The organism is Sphingopyxis sp. CCNWLW2, from assembly GCF_037095755.1.
Classification (GTDB): domain Bacteria; phylum Pseudomonadota; class Alphaproteobacteria; order Sphingomonadales; family Sphingomonadaceae; genus Sphingopyxis.
Genome location: NZ_JBAWKJ010000001.1, coordinates 2,217,788 through 2,233,697, shown reverse-complemented (window position 1 = coordinate 2,233,697; position 15,910 = coordinate 2,217,788). Strand labels below are relative to the sequence as shown.

The 15,910-nt window shown below is 62.7% G+C and carries 16 protein-coding genes; 2 read left to right on the top strand and 14 right to left on the bottom strand.

Annotated features, from left to right (window positions below; genetic code table 11):
- Positions 1-3 precede the first annotated feature (3 nt).
- The 11 genes from V8J55_RS10640 to V8J55_RS10590 all read right to left on the bottom strand — a co-directional run bounded on the left by V8J55_RS10640 (position 4) and on the right by V8J55_RS10590 (position 9,767).
- Complete coding sequence (locus V8J55_RS10640; protein WP_336445571.1) at positions 4-468, bottom strand: prepilin peptidase; 465 nt, start codon at positions 466-468, stop codon at positions 4-6.
- A gap of 2 nt (positions 469-470) precedes the next feature.
- Entirely contained in the window at positions 471-1,325 is an 855-nt protein-coding gene (locus V8J55_RS10635; protein ID WP_336445570.1) for a tetratricopeptide repeat protein, read from the bottom strand.
- A 35-nt stretch (positions 1,326-1,360) separates the two neighbouring features.
- Positions 1,361-2,242: a tetratricopeptide repeat protein gene (locus tag V8J55_RS10630; RefSeq protein ID WP_336445569.1), complete on the bottom strand. Its 882-nt coding sequence runs from the start codon at positions 2,240-2,242 to the stop codon at positions 1,361-1,363.
- Between the two features lie 26 nt (positions 2,243-2,268).
- A complete protein-coding gene (locus tag V8J55_RS10625; RefSeq protein ID WP_336445568.1) occupies positions 2,269-3,249 on the bottom strand; it encodes a type II secretion system F family protein in 981 nt (326 codons plus the stop codon).
- A 1-nt stretch (position 3,250) separates the two neighbouring features.
- Positions 3,251-4,252: a type II secretion system F family protein gene (locus V8J55_RS10620; protein ID WP_336445567.1), complete on the bottom strand. Its 1,002-nt coding sequence runs from the start codon at positions 4,250-4,252 to the stop codon at positions 3,251-3,253.
- Between the two features lies 1 nt (position 4,253).
- Complete coding sequence (locus V8J55_RS10615; RefSeq protein ID WP_336445566.1) at positions 4,254-5,627, bottom strand: CpaF family protein; 1,374 nt, start codon at positions 5,625-5,627, stop codon at positions 4,254-4,256.
- Positions 5,628-5,632: 5 nt separating this feature from the next.
- The gene (locus V8J55_RS10610) at positions 5,633-6,769 is read right to left on the bottom strand and encodes an AAA family ATPase (protein WP_336445565.1); all 1,137 of its coding nucleotides are present in this window, start codon (positions 6,767-6,769) and stop codon (positions 5,633-5,635) included.
- Between the two features lie 66 nt (positions 6,770-6,835).
- Entirely contained in the window at positions 6,836-7,099 is a 264-nt protein-coding gene (locus V8J55_RS10605; RefSeq protein WP_336445564.1) for a hypothetical protein, read from the bottom strand.
- On the bottom strand, positions 7,089-8,552 hold the full coding sequence (locus V8J55_RS10600; protein WP_336445563.1) for a type II and III secretion system protein family protein: 1,464 nt from the start codon (positions 8,550-8,552) through the stop codon (positions 7,089-7,091). Before V8J55_RS10600 ends, V8J55_RS10605 begins: the two co-directional genes overlap by 11 nt.
- On the bottom strand, positions 8,542-9,495 hold the full coding sequence (gene cpaB / locus V8J55_RS10595) for a Flp pilus assembly protein CpaB (protein ID WP_336445562.1): 954 nt from the start codon (positions 9,493-9,495) through the stop codon (positions 8,542-8,544). Before cpaB ends, V8J55_RS10600 begins: the two co-directional genes overlap by 11 nt.
- A 74-nt stretch (positions 9,496-9,569) precedes the next feature.
- Positions 9,570-9,767, bottom strand: coding sequence for a Flp family type IVb pilin (locus tag V8J55_RS10590; protein ID WP_336445561.1), 198 nt, complete (start codon positions 9,765-9,767; stop codon positions 9,570-9,572).
- Between the two features lie 481 nt (positions 9,768-10,248).
- On the opposite strand from V8J55_RS10590, the gene V8J55_RS10585 reads away from it, so the two are divergent.
- Together V8J55_RS10585 and V8J55_RS10580 are read left to right on the top strand one after the other, a co-directional pair.
- Positions 10,249-11,040: a DUF2569 family protein gene (locus tag V8J55_RS10585; RefSeq protein ID WP_336445560.1), complete on the top strand. Its 792-nt coding sequence runs from the start codon at positions 10,249-10,251 to the stop codon at positions 11,038-11,040.
- Between the two features lie 102 nt (positions 11,041-11,142).
- Positions 11,143-12,171 (top strand): phosphatase PAP2 family protein, encoded by a 1,029-nt coding sequence (locus tag V8J55_RS10580; protein WP_336445559.1) that lies wholly within the window; start codon positions 11,143-11,145, stop codon positions 12,169-12,171.
- Positions 12,172-13,162: 991 nt separating this feature from the next.
- On the opposite strand, the gene V8J55_RS10575 is transcribed toward V8J55_RS10580, so the two are convergent.
- Genes V8J55_RS10575 through V8J55_RS10565 form a run of 3 tightly spaced genes read right to left on the bottom strand, consistent with a single transcriptional unit; the run spans position 13,163 to position 15,779 of the window.
- Positions 13,163-14,182 carry an alpha/beta fold hydrolase gene (locus V8J55_RS10575; protein ID WP_443030802.1) on the bottom strand — a complete coding sequence of 340 codons (1,020 nt, stop codon included), beginning with the start codon at positions 14,180-14,182 and terminating at the stop codon, positions 13,163-13,165.
- An 18-nt stretch (positions 14,183-14,200) separates the two neighbouring features.
- Positions 14,201-15,163, bottom strand: coding sequence for a quinone oxidoreductase family protein (locus tag V8J55_RS10570; RefSeq protein WP_336445558.1), 963 nt, complete (start codon positions 15,161-15,163; stop codon positions 14,201-14,203).
- A 49-nt stretch (positions 15,164-15,212) separates the two neighbouring features.
- Positions 15,213-15,779 (bottom strand): TetR/AcrR family transcriptional regulator, encoded by a 567-nt coding sequence (locus tag V8J55_RS10565; RefSeq protein ID WP_336445557.1) that lies wholly within the window; start codon positions 15,777-15,779, stop codon positions 15,213-15,215.
- Between the last annotated feature and the right edge of the window lie 131 nt (positions 15,780-15,910).

Genomic DNA, 15,910 nt, shown 5'->3' with positions numbered 1-15,910 from the left:
GCCTCAAGGATAAACCAAAAGCATCGAGGCGATCCCACCGCCCCCTATCGCCAGTCCATAGGCGATCCGGCGTTTCATAAAGCTGCCCTTTGTCCGATCGGCGCGACCGAAGGCGGTCAGCCCCAGGCGGAGCACGATTGACAGCAACACGACCGCCACACCGCTCAGCGAGACGACGAGCAGCAGAAACAGGCCGTTTGAAAGGGCGAACCATAAGGAGACGGCGGCATAGAGCTTGACATCGCCGCCGCCGAACCAGCCGAGATGGAACAGCAGCATTCCCGCCCCGAGCGCGATCGCGAAATGCAGGAGGTGCGACCACAGCGGCGCGGCGAAGGGAAAGCCGGCGAACGACGCGATACCCCCGAGCAGGAGCAGGAGCAGCGGATAGATATTGGGAATGATGAAGCGGCGCGCATCGGAATAGGCCGCCAGCGCCAGGATGACGACATATGCTGCCTCGATCACAATCAATGCGCGACCCTTTCACCACCGCGGCCCGTTACTGCGGCATATTGCTGCCAGAGTTGCTCATCATGACGCGGGCGTTCGAGCAACGCCCGACTCAATAACGCCTCGGCAAGGAGGGGATGGTTCGCCCGCTCGGCGCCGAGGCCCGCATATTGCAGGCGTCGGCTCCACATCAGATCGCTATCCGATGACCGCCGCGACGGTTGCTGACCCAGCATCCCGTTTGCGTAATCCAGGTTGATCCGGGCTTCCGCCTGATCGGGATCGAGGATCAGCAGCCCGGAAAGGACGCGCGCCGCCTCCACGCCATCGCCAGCGAAAATCAGGGCGACGCCAAGGTCCCCCCGCACGCCGATGTTCGCGGGATCGAGCGAAAGGCTGTTGCGAAACGCCACGATCGCTGAGAGCGCCCGGTCGCGAGCGAGGTACAGCCGCCCCGAACTGCGCCAGAACACCGGATCCTCGCGGCAGGCATTTTCGGCGCTGGTCACAACTCGGTCGGCCCGATCAAAATCGGAAATTTGGACGAGAGCCGCCATTTCGGCGGATAATTTCCGGCATTGCCACCGCTCGTGAGCGTTGATCGACGTCAAAAGCGGCACCGCCTCGGAGGGCCGCCCGACGGCGATGAGCCATTCCGCGCGCATCAGGGCGATATCGCCGTTGTCGCCCCCCGGTTGCTTCGCCAAGCGGTCCAACAGCGCCCCCGCTTCGACATATCGCTGGCCGACCAGCGCGTCGTCGACTGCACGAAGCATATCCGCGCGCGCCGAATCTGTTTCGCTTGCCGACGAGCCGGGCGGTTCGGTCGCCAACAGACAGGCGGCCGAAATCCCATAAAGGATGACCGCCATCGCAACGGCAACGATCCGATTGCTGCGCGGATATATCACGTCGCCCCGGGTGCGGTTGGCAGGCTGATGCCCGCGAAATGGCTCAGGCGATTGAGTTGGTCGAGATAAGCCGCAACCAATCCGAGATAGGCCTTGTTGCTCATCGCCACCGGCGGGAACGCGGCGACGGCTGTCTCCGGAACGATCGAACAGAGCGATCCGGCGGCCTGGGTCGCGATGAAGACCTCGCCAACGCTGATGCGGAGCATCCGCATCCCGCCCTTTGCGTCGCCCGGGTCCGCAGGATCTGCACTCGCCAAGCAAGCGATCGACATTTCGTCTGCCGGCGCCATGGACGGCGCGGATGGCCCGTCGGAAAGCCCGGCCTCGATCAGCAAGGGGCGAAAGCTGACGCCGAGTGGGCTTGGTTTCCGCAATTCTTCGCTCGCGACCGCCGATGCCTGTTCGGCCCGCGGCATTTCGGCGGACAATCCCGGATCGATGACGGGAGACCGGGACGCCGCGGCCGGCTCGGCTACGGGCGCACCCGCACCATCGGCCAACAGCGATCGACGTTTTTCGGGTTGCCGCGATGCGGCATAAAAGGTCGCAAGATTGTGACGCGTCCGCTGATCATCGGTCCGCAAGGCCAGCGCTTTCTGAAAATAGCGCTCCGCGACGTCGCGCCGACCGATACCGTCATAGGCGATCGCCAAGCCATTCAGGCTGTCGACCTCAAGCGCCGGATCGCGGCTCGCTGCCTTGAACAGCTCGATTGCCAGTCCATACTGCCTGGAGGCGAGAAAGGCGCGCCCGCGTTCGAGCGATTGCGCCGACGAAAGACCGGCGAGGACCGGAACATCCCTGACCACGGGTAGCGCGGATTGCAAACGCGGGCCGAATGAGCAACTGGCCAACGCCAGCCCGGCAATCAGCATATAGGCGGGGGCGCGGATATGCATGATCAGCCAGCTCCCGCCATCGCCGGTGCGACGTCGCGGATCACGCGAACGGCAGCCGGCAACATCAGCACACCAACCATCACGGGTAACATGCAGGCAACCAGAGGAATCGATAGGAGGACAGGTAGACGATGGGCCTTTTCTTCCGCCCGCATCCGACGCTTTTCGCGCATTTCGGAGGCGTAGGTGCGAAGCGTCGTCGCGATGCTGGAACCAAGCTTGTCGGACTGGATCAAGAGGGTCGAAAAGGCTCGAATTTCGTCAACGCGCGTGCGGTCCGCCATGGCGCGCAACGCCTCTTCGCGACTGGCACCAGCACGCAATTCCAAGGTCGTCTGCAAGAGCGTTTCGGCAACAAGCGGGTGCGATGTCGTCATCTCGCGCGCCACCCGGTCGAGCGCTGCTTCGAGCCCCAACCCTGCTTCGACGCAGACCAGCATGAGATCAAGGCAATCGGGAAAGCCATTCACGATTTCCTGCCGGCGGCGATCCGCCCTGGCAGTTAGGTAAAGGCTGGGCAGAATGAGCCCCATCGCGGCAAGGCCCGCCCCCTGGAGGTAAAGGCTCAGCAGGGAGACCGGCTTGTCCGATGCCAGTTGTGGAAAGACAACTAGCGAAGGCAAGAGGAAGATTAGCAGAAGACGAACGAGCGTGAAAATCTTCGGGGCCTGCGGCGACCGGTAACCTGCCGCGATCATCTTGCCCTGTAGAGCCTTGGGGTCGGAGTCGCCGAGCGAGAATCCTCCTCGCTCGATCCTTTCGGTCAGCCTGGCCCAGGCACTGGCCTTGGCGGTCGAGGCGTCCAGCACGGCCGCCGCACTTTCGGAGATGGCGGTCTTCGATTCCTCTCCGAGGCGGCTTAGAATCAATCGGCGGCTGAGCAAGGCTCTGATCGCCAGAAAGGCGCCTGCGGATACGAGGGCGAACAGAAGCAGCAGGACGGCCCATCGCATGAACGGAGACAAGGCGATTTGCTCGACCATGCTATACTTTCAGGTCCACCATCCGCCGGATGGCGATAAAGCCGATCAGGTAAAGGAGCAAAACCCCGGCAAAGCCGAAGATGAAAATCGGATCCCCCGCGACGTCGAGATAGAACCCCGGGTTGACCGTAAACAAGCCTGCGAAAGCAAGGATCGGCAGAACTGTGAGAACGAGAGCGGTCATCCGGCCTTCGGAACTCAGAGCGCGAACCTTCATGAACATGCTCGCGCGCTCGCGAATGACCCGACTGAGATTTTCGAGGATTTCCGCCAAGTTTCCGCCCGTTTCCATCTGAACGGAAACGGATACGACGAACATGTCGATATCCGGCAAACCCCAGCGCTGAGCCATACGCGACAGAGCTTCACGCAACCCGAAACCAAAAGCGATCTCGTCGGCGACGATACCGAATTCGGTGCCGACGGGATCTTCCATTTCCTCGACCAGCAGATTGAGCGCCGCAGGGATCGGATGACCCGCGCGCAATCCGCGAACAAAAATATCGAGCGCCACCGGAAACTGACTCTCCATGCGCCGACGGCGCGCGTCGGCTAGCCGGCCAATCACCATCCAGGGCAATAATATGCCGACGACTGCGCCCATCGCCACCGCCAGCTGGATCACGCCGAAGGTGACGGCGACACCCGACCAACCGGCGAGCACGAGGATCAGCGCGGCAACCGCCAGCGCGCCGAGCAGCATGGCGCCGAACACCTCGCGCGCCGAACGTTTTATGTTCGCGGCATTGAGCATCCGGTGAAAAGCACGCGCAGCGTTGGAAACCCATTGCGGCGCCCCCGGAATATCGTGCGGCATGTCCTTGCGCAGCCTGGCGGTCACCGTTTCCCGGTCAACACCTGACTCGATCATCCGCAAACGCGCATTGACCGCCCGGCTCTTGGCGCGCCGGTCGGCAATGGCGCCACCCGCCAGCTGCGCGACCAGCACGATGAACGCGAAAAGGGCCAGCATCGTCAGAAAACGAAGAGCCGTATCGTTCATGTCAGGTCACCGGGCGATCAGGCCGGAACAGGTCCGGCGACAATTCGACGCCATGGGCCGACAAGGTCTCGAGAAATTTGGGGCGGATGCCCGTCGCCTCGAAATGGCCCAGCACACGGTTGTCGGCATCTCGCCCGGTCATACGGAACAGGAAAATATCCTGCATCGTAACGATCTCGCCTTCCATGCCCGTGATTTCGGACAGGCTGAGCAGCCGTCGACGGCCATCCGAAAGGCGGCCGATCTGTATCACGACGTTGATCGCCGACGCGATCTGCGCCCGTGCCGCCCGCGGCGACATTTCGATGCCACTCATGCCGACCATCTGCTCGACGCGCGCCAGCGCATCGCGTGCGGTGTTGGCGTGGACCGTCGTCATCGACCCGTCATGGCCGGTGTTCATCGCCTGAAGCATGTCAAACGCCTCGCCGGCGCGGACTTCGCCGATGATGATGCGGTCGGGACGCATGCGAAGCGCGTTCTTCACGAGGTCGCGCTGCGTCACCTCACCCCTTCCTTCGATATTGGCGGGGCGCGTTTCGAGGCGCGCGACGTGAGATTGCTGCAATTGCAGTTCGGCGGAATCCTCGATGGTGACGATACGCTCACGTTCGTCGATAAAGGAGGAAACCGCATTGAGTAGAGTCGTCTTGCCCGATCCGGTGCCGCCTGAAATCAGGATATTGCGCCGTGCCGCCACCACGCCCTGCAGCACCTGCGCGACGGCAACCGGAACGCTGCCGAATTCGACAAGTTTCGCCATGTCGATCGGAATATGCGAAAATTTGCGGATCGAGAGCAGCGAGCCATCGAGCGCGAGCGGCGGCACGATCGCGTTGACGCGCGCCCCGTTCGGAAGGCGCGCATCGACAAACGGTGAGGACTCGTCGATCCTGCGCCCCACGCCGCTCGCGATCTTCTGGATGATACGAAAAAGGTGTCGCTCATCCTTGAAGCGCGTATCGACAGGTTCGAGCAGGCCCAGCCGTTCGACAAAAACCGTGTCGTGACCGTTGACCAGGATATCGGTGATCGTTTCGTCCTGGAGCAGCGGTTCGAGCGGGCCCAATCCGAGGAGTTCATCGAGCACATTGGCGACGAGCATTTTACGCTCGATCGCGGTCAGCGCCGTCTGGTGCCGTGCAAGAATGCCGGCGATCATGTCACCTGCCTCCGCCTCGATCTGCGCGCGCGACATCTTGTCGAGTTGCGCGAGATTGATTTCATCGAGCAGTTCGCGATGGACCCGCACTTTCAGCGACAACAGGGCAGCGCCACGTTCGGGTGCGCCGTCTCCGGACACGGCGGCCTGAGCCGGCGCGGGCGCCGTCGGCCCATCGGTTTTCGAACTTTTCTGCCGCTGGACCTGCCACATGCGATCTAGTCCTTGCCCAACGCAGCGGCGACCTGTTCGGCGAGCGCCGCGAGATCGGTTGCGACCTTGTTCTTGCGCGCCACCGCGCTGACGAGGACGCCCTGGTCCTGCGCCGACTGAACGACCGCATAGTCGCTGTGGACGGTCGCAAAGACCGGATAACGGAGCGCGTCGGCGGCGTCTTGTACGCCGATAGTCCGGAACATTCTCTTTTCGACACGATTGGCGACGACCCGGATGCGCGAGGGATCGATCCCCGTTTCCTCGAACAGGGTCAGCCGTCGGCGCGCCTGACGCAAGCTGCCGATCGACAGATCGACGATCAGCAGGATCATATCTGCCTTGTCGATCGCCGACAGCGTCCAATTGGCCCAATTGCCGGGCAGGTCGAGTACCACATGGCTATATTGCCGCCGCGCGAGGTCGAGTACGCGCATCAACTGATCGATCTCGACCGCTTCGAGCGGCGCGATCTTCTCGGGCGCCGCGATCACCGCAACGCCTCCATCGCTGGCGGCGACGCTGCGCAGCAGTTCGCCATCCACCCGCGTGCCCGCGCCGAGCAGTTCGTCCATCGTGAGCCCGGAGGGGCGGCCGAGATAGGAGGCCGCATTGCCGAACTGGAGGTCCAGATCGACGAGGCAGCAGCCGCGCTCGCTCACCCCGCCCAGATAATGGGCGATGTGCGTCGCGACGGTCGTCGCGCCGATCCCGCCGACGCTTTGCGCAACCGCGATCACCGGAGCCAGTCCGGCGTCGGCTATCGCCTCCTTTGCCGTCACCGCGAGCAGGTTGTTGACCGCATCGTCGAATTCGGCGCGCTGGATCGGCAGCGCGATCACATCGTCGACGCCCTGGCGGATCAACGCGCGCGTGGTAGCGAGATCGCCGTCGCGCAGCGCGACGATCAGTGGCAAGCCCGGGTGGCGCGTGCGCAGCGCGGTCAGCCGCTGCATCGACCGCGGATCGCCCGCACCAAGTTCGACGACGATCAATTCGGCATCGCCGATTATGTCGGGCAGGATCGGTGCATCGGCGGCGAGGCTCACCAGTTCGAACGACAGTTTCGAAAATTCATCGCTCGCGAGCGCCGACCGTCCGAACTCCTCCTCCGAAATCAACAGTTTGATCTTGCAGTTCAAGCGGAGAAATCCATCGCTTACGGGCGTTTCCATGTCGATATTCTTGCCCACGGTCCCATCCCCATCCTATTTCGGCGCGCCCACCTGGGTGTCGGTCGTGCGGATCGTGTCGGGCCGCTTCACCTTGTCGGTCCGGTAGCGATCGACCGCCTTGGCGGCCTTTGCCGCCTCTGTCGTGAGGATCGGATCCTCATATTGCGGGTCGGGATTGACGACCTGCGCCGCCATCGTCTGTCGCACCGCATTGCCGAAGGTGGCATCGGTCGGCGCACAGCCGGCAACGATCAGCGCGAGCGCCGCGGCGGCGCCATGGCGGGGATCAATAGTCATAGCCGCTTCCTTCCTTGGGGCGTGCCGCGGTTCCCGTCGTCGCCGGTGGCATCTGCTGAACCGGGGGAACGGCGGGAACCGCGGTGTCGGTGCGACCCAACAGGAACAGGTCGATCTCCGCCGGTTCGCCCACGCGCTCGGTGGGCAACGCCACCTGGTTCGGCCTGATCGGCTGAACGAGGCGTGGGGTGACGACGATCAACAATTCGGTTTCGCCGCGCTTGAATCCCGACGAGCGGAACAGCGACCCGATAATCGGGATCGATCCGAGCAGCGGCACCTGGCGCACCGTCGTCGCGAAATCCTGGCGGATCAACCCCGCGATGGCGAAGGATTCACCGTCGCGCAATTCGAGCGTGGTCGACGCGCGCCGCGTCTGCAGCCCGGGAATAGTGATGTCGTTGAGGACGATCGAATTATTGGGGTCGATCGAGCTGACTTCGGGCTCGACGATCATGTTGATCACGCCGTCGGCAAGGATCGTCGGCGTGAAACCCAGGCTGACGCCGAACGGCTTGAACTCGATCGTGATGCTCGATCCGTTGTTCCCGCCGCCACTGCCCCCGCCTTGCACGACCGGGATCGGAAATTCGCCGCCGGCCAGGAAACTCGCCTTTTCGCCCGACAGCGCGACCAGCGTCGGTTCGGCGAGCGTCTTCGCCAGTCCTTTGTCCTCCAGACTGTCGAGCACGCCCAATATGTCGAGCCCGCCGAGGCTGAAGCTCTTGCGAAAGATGCCAAAGCTTTCGGTGATCGACCCGAGTTTCAGCACGCCTTCACCGGTATCGGCATCGGGAACAAGGGATGCGCCGTTGCCGATCACACCATCGAAGCTCCCCGATCCGTTACGGAAGAAGCCGCTGACCCCGATTTCCTTGCCGGTCTGGCGGTTGATTTCGGAAAAGCGGACTTCCAGCATCACCTGCTGGCTCGACCCGACCCCCATCATGTTGACGACCTTCTCGCCCGCGTAGGTTCCCGCGATCTGGACGGCGTTCTGCGCCGCCGAGGCGCTGCTGACGACGCCCGACAGCACGACCGCGTCATTCGCGATGCGCGCGCTGATATTCTCTCCGGGCATCAGTTCGGAAAGCTGGCGGCGCAGCGACAGCACATCGGGGCCGACCGCGACATCGACGATGGTGATGACGCGCCCGCCCTTGTCATAGACGGTCAGGCTGGTCGTCCCCATCTTCTTGCCCAGCACATAGATGGAGCGGTCGGAGATCGGCATGATGTCCGCAATCTCTTCGGACCCGATCATCGCGCGGCCGAACGGGCGGTCGAGCGTCACCGTCTGGCTCTTGTTCAGCGGTACGTCGAGCTGGCCGGCATGGACGCCGGCGGCGCTCATCTGCGCATGGGCGGCAGGCGCCGCGGCGGCGAAGGCCAGCGGCAGCGCGAGCGCAAGGGCGACCCGGCGCATGGCGCGGCGGCGAATATCACGAGCCATGGCGTTTGACCTCATAAGTGGTGGTGGACACGCCGCGGACGATTTCAACCGACGGCCCGGCGGGGCGCGGCGGCGCGGCGGGCGCTGCAGCGCGCGGTGCGGCATAACGCGGGGCCGCCATCGGCGTTTCGCTGTAGAAGCCGGGCGGCAGGCCCGCGAGGCCGGGCGAGGATTGCGGCTGCCCGCGGCGCGGCGCCGAGCGCCAGCCGCTGCCCAGATCCTGCTGGGTGACGGTCAGGTTCGCGCCGTCCTCGAGGCTCGTCACATTGCGCAGCGCGAGCGATATGGTGCCGATCTCGCGCGCCAGCGCGAGTTTCTGCGCGCCAAAGGCATCGACCTCCAGCGTCGCGGTCTTCGCGACCTTCGGGTCGGTCTTGTCCTCGTCGGACACCTGGTCGATCGCGATGACACGTACCTTTTCGAGCACGATGTCGGTCATCTGGTCCTTGTCGTCGGCTTCGCCCCCCATCTCGCGGGTCACGAGCACATCGACGACATCGCCGGGCGTCAGCAATCCGCCAACGCCGGTCACCGCATTGACCCCGACCGCCACCGCGCGCATCCCCTCGGGGAGCAGCGCCGAAACCGCGGCGCGGCCGCCGATGCCGGTGATCTTCGATGAAAGGATGGGTTCGCCGACCGCGATCGGGCGAAGCGCCACGCGCGCGCCGCGCGGGTTGTTGATGATACCGATGCTGGTCTTGAAGGCGCCCTCAGGCAAGGAAGCGGCGGGCCAGCCGACCAGCTTCGTGTTCTGCACCGTCAATTCAGTGCCGAAATCCAAAGGCTGCGACGCCACGAGCACCTGAACGAGCTGGGCCTGTTCGGTCCGCAGCTTTTCCTTCTTTTCGACCCCGCTGAAATAGGCGTTCGCCAGAAAAACGACGATCAAGCCCAAGATTATTGCCGCCCCGGCAACTATAGCATTTCGTCCCGAAAACATTGGCCCGCCCCCACTGACCTCAATGTATGATATTGCAGCGGGCCGAATTCATCGAGCCCGCTGCAGATAGTCGTTTACGGCGTGGTGACGGGCGCCGCATATTCGAGTTTGTCGATTTCGTCGGCTGCTTCGCTCATAGCACCGCCGATGGCGTTGCCCAAGGTCACGGCGCCAATTGCAATGCCGGTGCCGATAATCGCGAGAATGAGGACATATTCCGCGGCCGAAGCGCCGCTTTCGTCACGCACGAAATTCTTGAGGAAATTCTTCATGGTCTGACTCCTTACCGCCACCGAGAGGCGGTCATGCCCAACCTTCCCTCCCCCATGGAGGCGGTCAGACATTCCCGGGGAAGGAGTGCATAAGAACCGACGCGACCCGGTTTTGAAACTGCGGCTTGCGCCGGTTCAACCTGTCAATGCGGCCCCCCTCAGGAACCCCATGATTCAATCCCTTTTACTCCCGGCGGTCAATGAATTATTAACCCATGTTCTCAATGCCCTGGCAAGCATACTTTGTTAACCATTCGCTAAATTTAAGTTAACGGCGAATCGATTTGCGCGAGTCGCGGCCGAGTCGAAATCATGGGTTGCTCCGACGCTTTTCCCTGGCCTGGTGAATCAGGGCGCATGCCATGCTCGCTGCGACGTCGGCGACAGGGCGCCGTCCTTCACCCGCAACCGCCCGGGTCCGGCATCATTTGTTAACCATGCCGACTTTACAGAGAGGGCGAAGCGGGAGAGGCTTTACGGCATGACCAGCGTAGCGATCCGAACGATCAGGGAAAGGCTGCTTCGCCAAAGCATACGCTTCGTCGCGCCGCTGGAAGGCAAGGTTCGCGCGCTGTTGCTGGGCTGGACGATCGTCGTCGCGTCGATCTGCCTTGCGCGCATCCTGTTCCCCGCCTCGCCCGCGCATGGCCTGTCGTCGATGCTGATCCTGCTCGTACCGCACATGCTGATCCTCGCCAGCCCCTTCTTCGCCTATTGGACCGCCAACGCACTGTTCCCGCGCGGCACCGATTTCGCGCAACCCGAAATCCGCCTCGCGCGTATTGGAAACTGGCGCCCCTTGGACGCCCTGGCGGCGCGCGACCATTCGGCCTTCGGTCCCGTCGGGGTCATGGCATCGCTGCTGCTTGGCATGTTGCTGAACATACCCATTCGTACCGCCGAATTCATGGCGGGCGTTCCGGCAATGACAGGATCGGCGCCCATATGGGGCCAGATGATCTATTTCGCGATGGCGACCGACCTGATCGTGATGAATTTCCTCTATACGCTCTGCTTCTTCATGGCGCTGCGCCGCATGCCCTTTTTCCCGCGCATGCTGCTTCTCGCCTGGGGCGTCGATGTCGCCTCGCAAGTCGTGATCGCGCAATATGTCAGCGGCGCCCCAAACCTGCCCGCGCAGGTCGCGGCGGCTATCGCGCCGCTACTCGAAAGCAACCTCACAAAGGCGTTCATCAGCATCATCGTCTGGATGCCCTATCTGATCCTGTCCGAGCGCGTGAACGTCACCTATCGCTGGCGCCAACCGGCCTAGTGTCAGGACCTTAACAATCAGAGGGGAGTTGCACGGGACTTTGAGATTCCGTCGCCGCAGACTATCCTGCCCCCGACCTGATTGCTTGGGGGAGCAGTCCCGATGACCGGCGAAATGCGCGTCAGCCTATTTTTTCTGTTTGTTCTTATCCTGATATGGACGACATTGGCCTCGGCCGGTGTCGAGCCAGTCGGCCTGCTGTCCTACCTGTCCAATCTGGTCCTGTATCTCGCGGCCTGGTTCTTTTTGGCAGCCGCGCAGACGCTGTGGAGCCTGTACCGGCACCGCCCGGACCGTCCGCTGCGCTACCTCCGCGATGGCGCATTCGGCCCCGCCTATCGTCGGCAAATCCGGGAATCGCTGCCGCTTCTGGTCGGGGTCGTGATCTTCATGCCGGGCTTTTCGGCAATGAAAAGCGCGATCCCGCTATTCAACGATTATGACTGGGACCAAAGCTTCATCGACCTCGACATCGCGCTGCATGGACGGGATCCGTGGCGCATTCTGCAACCGATGCTGGGCCACCCGCTCGTCACCTCCGCCATCTCGGTCGCCTATCACCTGTGGATTCTGCTGATCTATGCCGGAACGATCTATTTCGCGCTCTATGTAAAGGACCGCCAGCTACGGGTCCGTTATTTTGCGGCCTTCTTCGGCATATGGACAATCAACGGCGTCATATTGGCGACGCTGATGGCATCGGTCGGTCCCTGCTTCCTCGAGCCCTTGATCGGGAATGCGCATTATGCCGAACAAATGGCCTATCTAGCCAAGGCCAACGAAACCTATCCCGTGATGGTCATCGATGTTCAACAGCAGCTTATCGCCTGGCACGCCAGCGGATCGCACGGCCTCGGCCGCGGGATCAGCGCGATGCCGTCGATGCATGTCGCGCTCGCCTTCCTCTTCTTCCTCGCCATCCGTCAGGTCAACCACACGCTCGGAGTCCTGTTTTTCATCTTCTTTGTGACGATCCTCATCGGGTCGGTCCATCTGGCCTATCATTATGCGGTCGACGGCTATGTCTCCATCCTGATCACGGCGATCGTCTGGAGCGTTTGTGGCGCGCTGTTTCGGCCGGCCGCGCATCATGCTGCGAATGAACCCTATCCGGTTACACAACGCGGATGATGACGCAGGCAAAGCAAAGCGCTGTCCGCGAAGCCTCGATCGGAACGAGGTGTTGTGACTCCAGTGAAACTGGCAGAATTTTCGGGCGCCAACCCTGGAAAGTCCGCCTCGATGCAAATGAGGCAGGGCTCGAACATCGTCGTCACGCAATACATGCATGTTCCTGGACGATGTGTCTGTCCGAATGGCAACGCGAAGGCACGTGCTGCGCGGTGGCAAAGCGAGCGTTCACGGCAGTTAGTGATTTGAGCACGTTGGACGCTTGGTGACAGATTGGATATCGAATATCGCCGATTGCGGAGATAGACATATCAACGCGATGACCAGTTTGCAGCTGCGGGTCCGAGCCCCGGAACGTCGGCTATGAGGCGCCAAGCGGACGTCGGCTATCTCATGCCTTTCGTCCGTCCGTTTGCGATCTCCTCCGAGATCATGCGGTAGCTCTGCAGCAGCAAAGCCATGCTTCCCGCCTCTTTTCGAAGAGCAGTTCGAACTTCATCTACGAACCGGAGCCATTTCTTTCCAGATGCACGAAGGGCTACGCCAAAGCACTCTTGCTTTGCGCGACATTTCGCCAGCGGCACCCTTACTTCGGCGCGGCGATGAAAAGAGCATAAACGAAATAGCGATTTGGATGGTGAAGGTTGAGCTTCCGCCTCGGGACTGCCTATTCGGTGGGCATCCAAAAAAGCGCGCCTCTCTTGCCCGTCTGCTTCGACACCACCGAACTGCCGAACCTAGCCTTCTCGTGGAGGGTCGTGCCGTTTGTCTGCAAATCGAGCAGGTTCCTCGTCGGCAAGCCGTGCTGGCGAACGGCGCGTCCTCAAGCGCCGGCGCAATCAGCTCCCAGCCGCGATAGCCCTTCAGGAATCGCGATGCCATAGAGGGGCGACACCGACGTAGGAGCCGGCGCAGGGGTCGAGAACGCGGCCGACGATCGAGATCGCCGCAAGAGCGGCCGCGACGCCGAACAGCGCCGGGCCGAAGCGCGTCACCGCCCGGCCATCCGGTCGGCGTCGACGATGGCGCGGGCGAAATCCTGCGGCGCTTCTTGCGGAAGATTATGTCCGATGCCACCCGCGCTCGTCCGATGCTCGTAATGGCCAATGAATTTGGCGCGATAATCCTGCGGCAGCGGGTGCGGCGCTCCATTGTCATCACCTTCGAGCGTGATCGTCGGCACCGCGATCGCCGGAAAGGTCGCGAGCTTCGCTTCGATCGCGTCGTAGCGCACTTCGCCCTCGGCAAGCCCCAGCCGCCAGCGATAATTGTGGATACTGATCGCAACATGATCGGGATTGTCGAGCGCAGCGGCCGACCGCGCGAACACCGCTTCGTCGAACGCCCAGTGCGGCGAGGCCGTCTTCCAGATTAGCCGTGCGAATTCATGTGTGTTGGCGGCATAGCCCTGTCGTCCGCGTTCGGTCGCAAAATAATATTGATACCACCAGCGCCGCTCGGCTTCGGGCGACAGCGGTTTGACGTTCGCAGCCTGGCTGCCGATCAGATAGCCGCTGACCGAAACCAGGGCACGGACGCGGTCGGGGTGGAGCGCGGCCAAGATGCACGCCGTGCGCGCGCCCCAGTCGCATCCGCCGACGATCGCCCGCTCGATCCCGAGCGCATCGAGAAAGTCGAGCGCGTCCATCGCGAGCGCGGCCTGCTGTCCATTGCGCGGCGTCGCATCGGACAGGAAGCGTGTGGCGCCATAGCCGCGAAGATAAGGCACGAGAACGCGATAGCCCTGCGCCCCCAATATCTGCGCCGCATCGACATAGGTATGGATGTCGTACGGCCAGCCGTGGACAAGCAGCACCGGCGGGCCGTCCGCCGGCCCAACCTCAGCATAGGCGATGTCGAGCAAGCTCGTGCGGACATGTTTGAGCGGTCCGAAATCGGCAGGCGCCGCCGCCGCGCGGGCCGGCGCCGAAAGCAGCATCGTCGCAGCCGACCCGGCCAGCGCCTGCGCCATGAAGCCGCGTCGATCGGTGTCGCGAAACAGAGTCATCATATCATCTCCTAGGTGGCGTCAGGGAATAAGTAGCAGCTTGCCGGTGCTCCGGCGGCTTTCCATATCGGCATGCGCGCGCGCCGCATCGACAAGCGGATAGACGCCGCCTATTTCGACCCGCAGCTTTCTTTCAATAACCCATTGGAATAATTGCGCCGATCGCTCGCGCAGCAATGCGGGCGTGGGGATATGGTCGGAAAAGACCGCGTAACCGAGCTTGATGCTCTTCGGCAGGCTCATGATATCGATCGGCCCCGGACCGCCGAGTACCGGTCCGAACCAGCAAAAGGTGCCCGACCGCCGGAGCGAGGCGAGCGAGTCCGCGAATGTCGCCGGGCCCGAACCGTCGAAAACGACATTCACCCCTTCGCCGCCGGTCAGCGCCAGGACCTGATCCGCGAAATGCCCCTCGGCATCGACGATGACATGATCGGCGCCGGCATTGCGTGCCGCTTCGGCCTTTGCCACGCTCGACAGGCGCCCGATCACCGTGCCGCCGCGCAGCTTGACGATCTGCGTCAGCATCATGCCGAGTCCCCCAGCCGCGGCGTGGACGAGCGCAACGTCACCAGGCTGCACGGGATAAAAGTCGGTCGCGAAATGGCTGGCGGTCAGCCCCTGCATCATGATCGCCGCCGCCGTGCGGTTGTCGATCGCATCGGGGATTGGAACCAGCGCGCCCGCCGGCACCTCGACCTGCTCGGCATAGCTTCCGGGCGCATAGACCCAGGCGACGCGCTCGCCGATCGCAAAGCCGGTAACCCCCTTACCCAAAGCGACCACGCGCCCCGCGCCTTCGACCCCGATCACCTTGGATTCTGGAACATCGGTCCACGCGATGCCCCGGCGCACCCCGATATCCATGAAATTGACCCCCGCCGCCGCGACCGCGACTACCACCTGTCCCGGACCGGGCACAGGTTCGGGAACGTCGATCGGGCTGAGGTCGCCGTCGAGCGATGTCATTGCAATTGCTTTCATCTCATCTTCCTTATTGAATGATCGTTCCATAATTAGTCAAAAAAGGGGGTCATCGAAGTGCGCGAAGCGTCAACTCTCCCAGGTAGGCCAGATGTTCGGGACTTGCCCCGCCCCGCGCGGCGATCCTTATCCCCGCAAAACTCGCCACGAACCATGTCGCGATCATATCGGGATCGAGATCGGCGGCGATGTCGCCGTCGGCCTGCGCGACCTCCACCTGCGCGACGATCGCGGTCCGAAGCGAACGATCGGCCGTCGCACGGATTTCGTTGAGCGCGGGCCAGGACGTCCCGAGTTCGGCGATCGAATTGACGCCCAGACAGGGCTGGCCCGCCGCCCGAACGACGCGGTCGACCATTGCGCGAATGCCATTTATGGCACGGTCGCCGGTTCGGAGGGTCTCCCTATGGGCCTGTGTCTCGCCTAGCACATAGCGATGCACGGCGGCGCCATAGAGCCCCGCCTTGTCGCCGAAACTGTTGTAGAGGCTCTGCCGCCCGATCCCCATCGCGTCGACGAGCATCTGAGCTGACGTGCCCTCATAGCCGTGCTCGCGAAATACGCCAATCGCGGCGTCGAGCGCAACATCGTCGTCAAAGGTCTTCGGTCTCGCCATGGCCACGATATAGAGATTATGGAACGATTGTTCAATAATTTTTTCAGGCACGCGATCAATCGCGATCTATGCACCTGACGGAGCCTAGGGCCGATAGCGGCCGTCCGCTCACGGCCAGCATTGTTACGCTG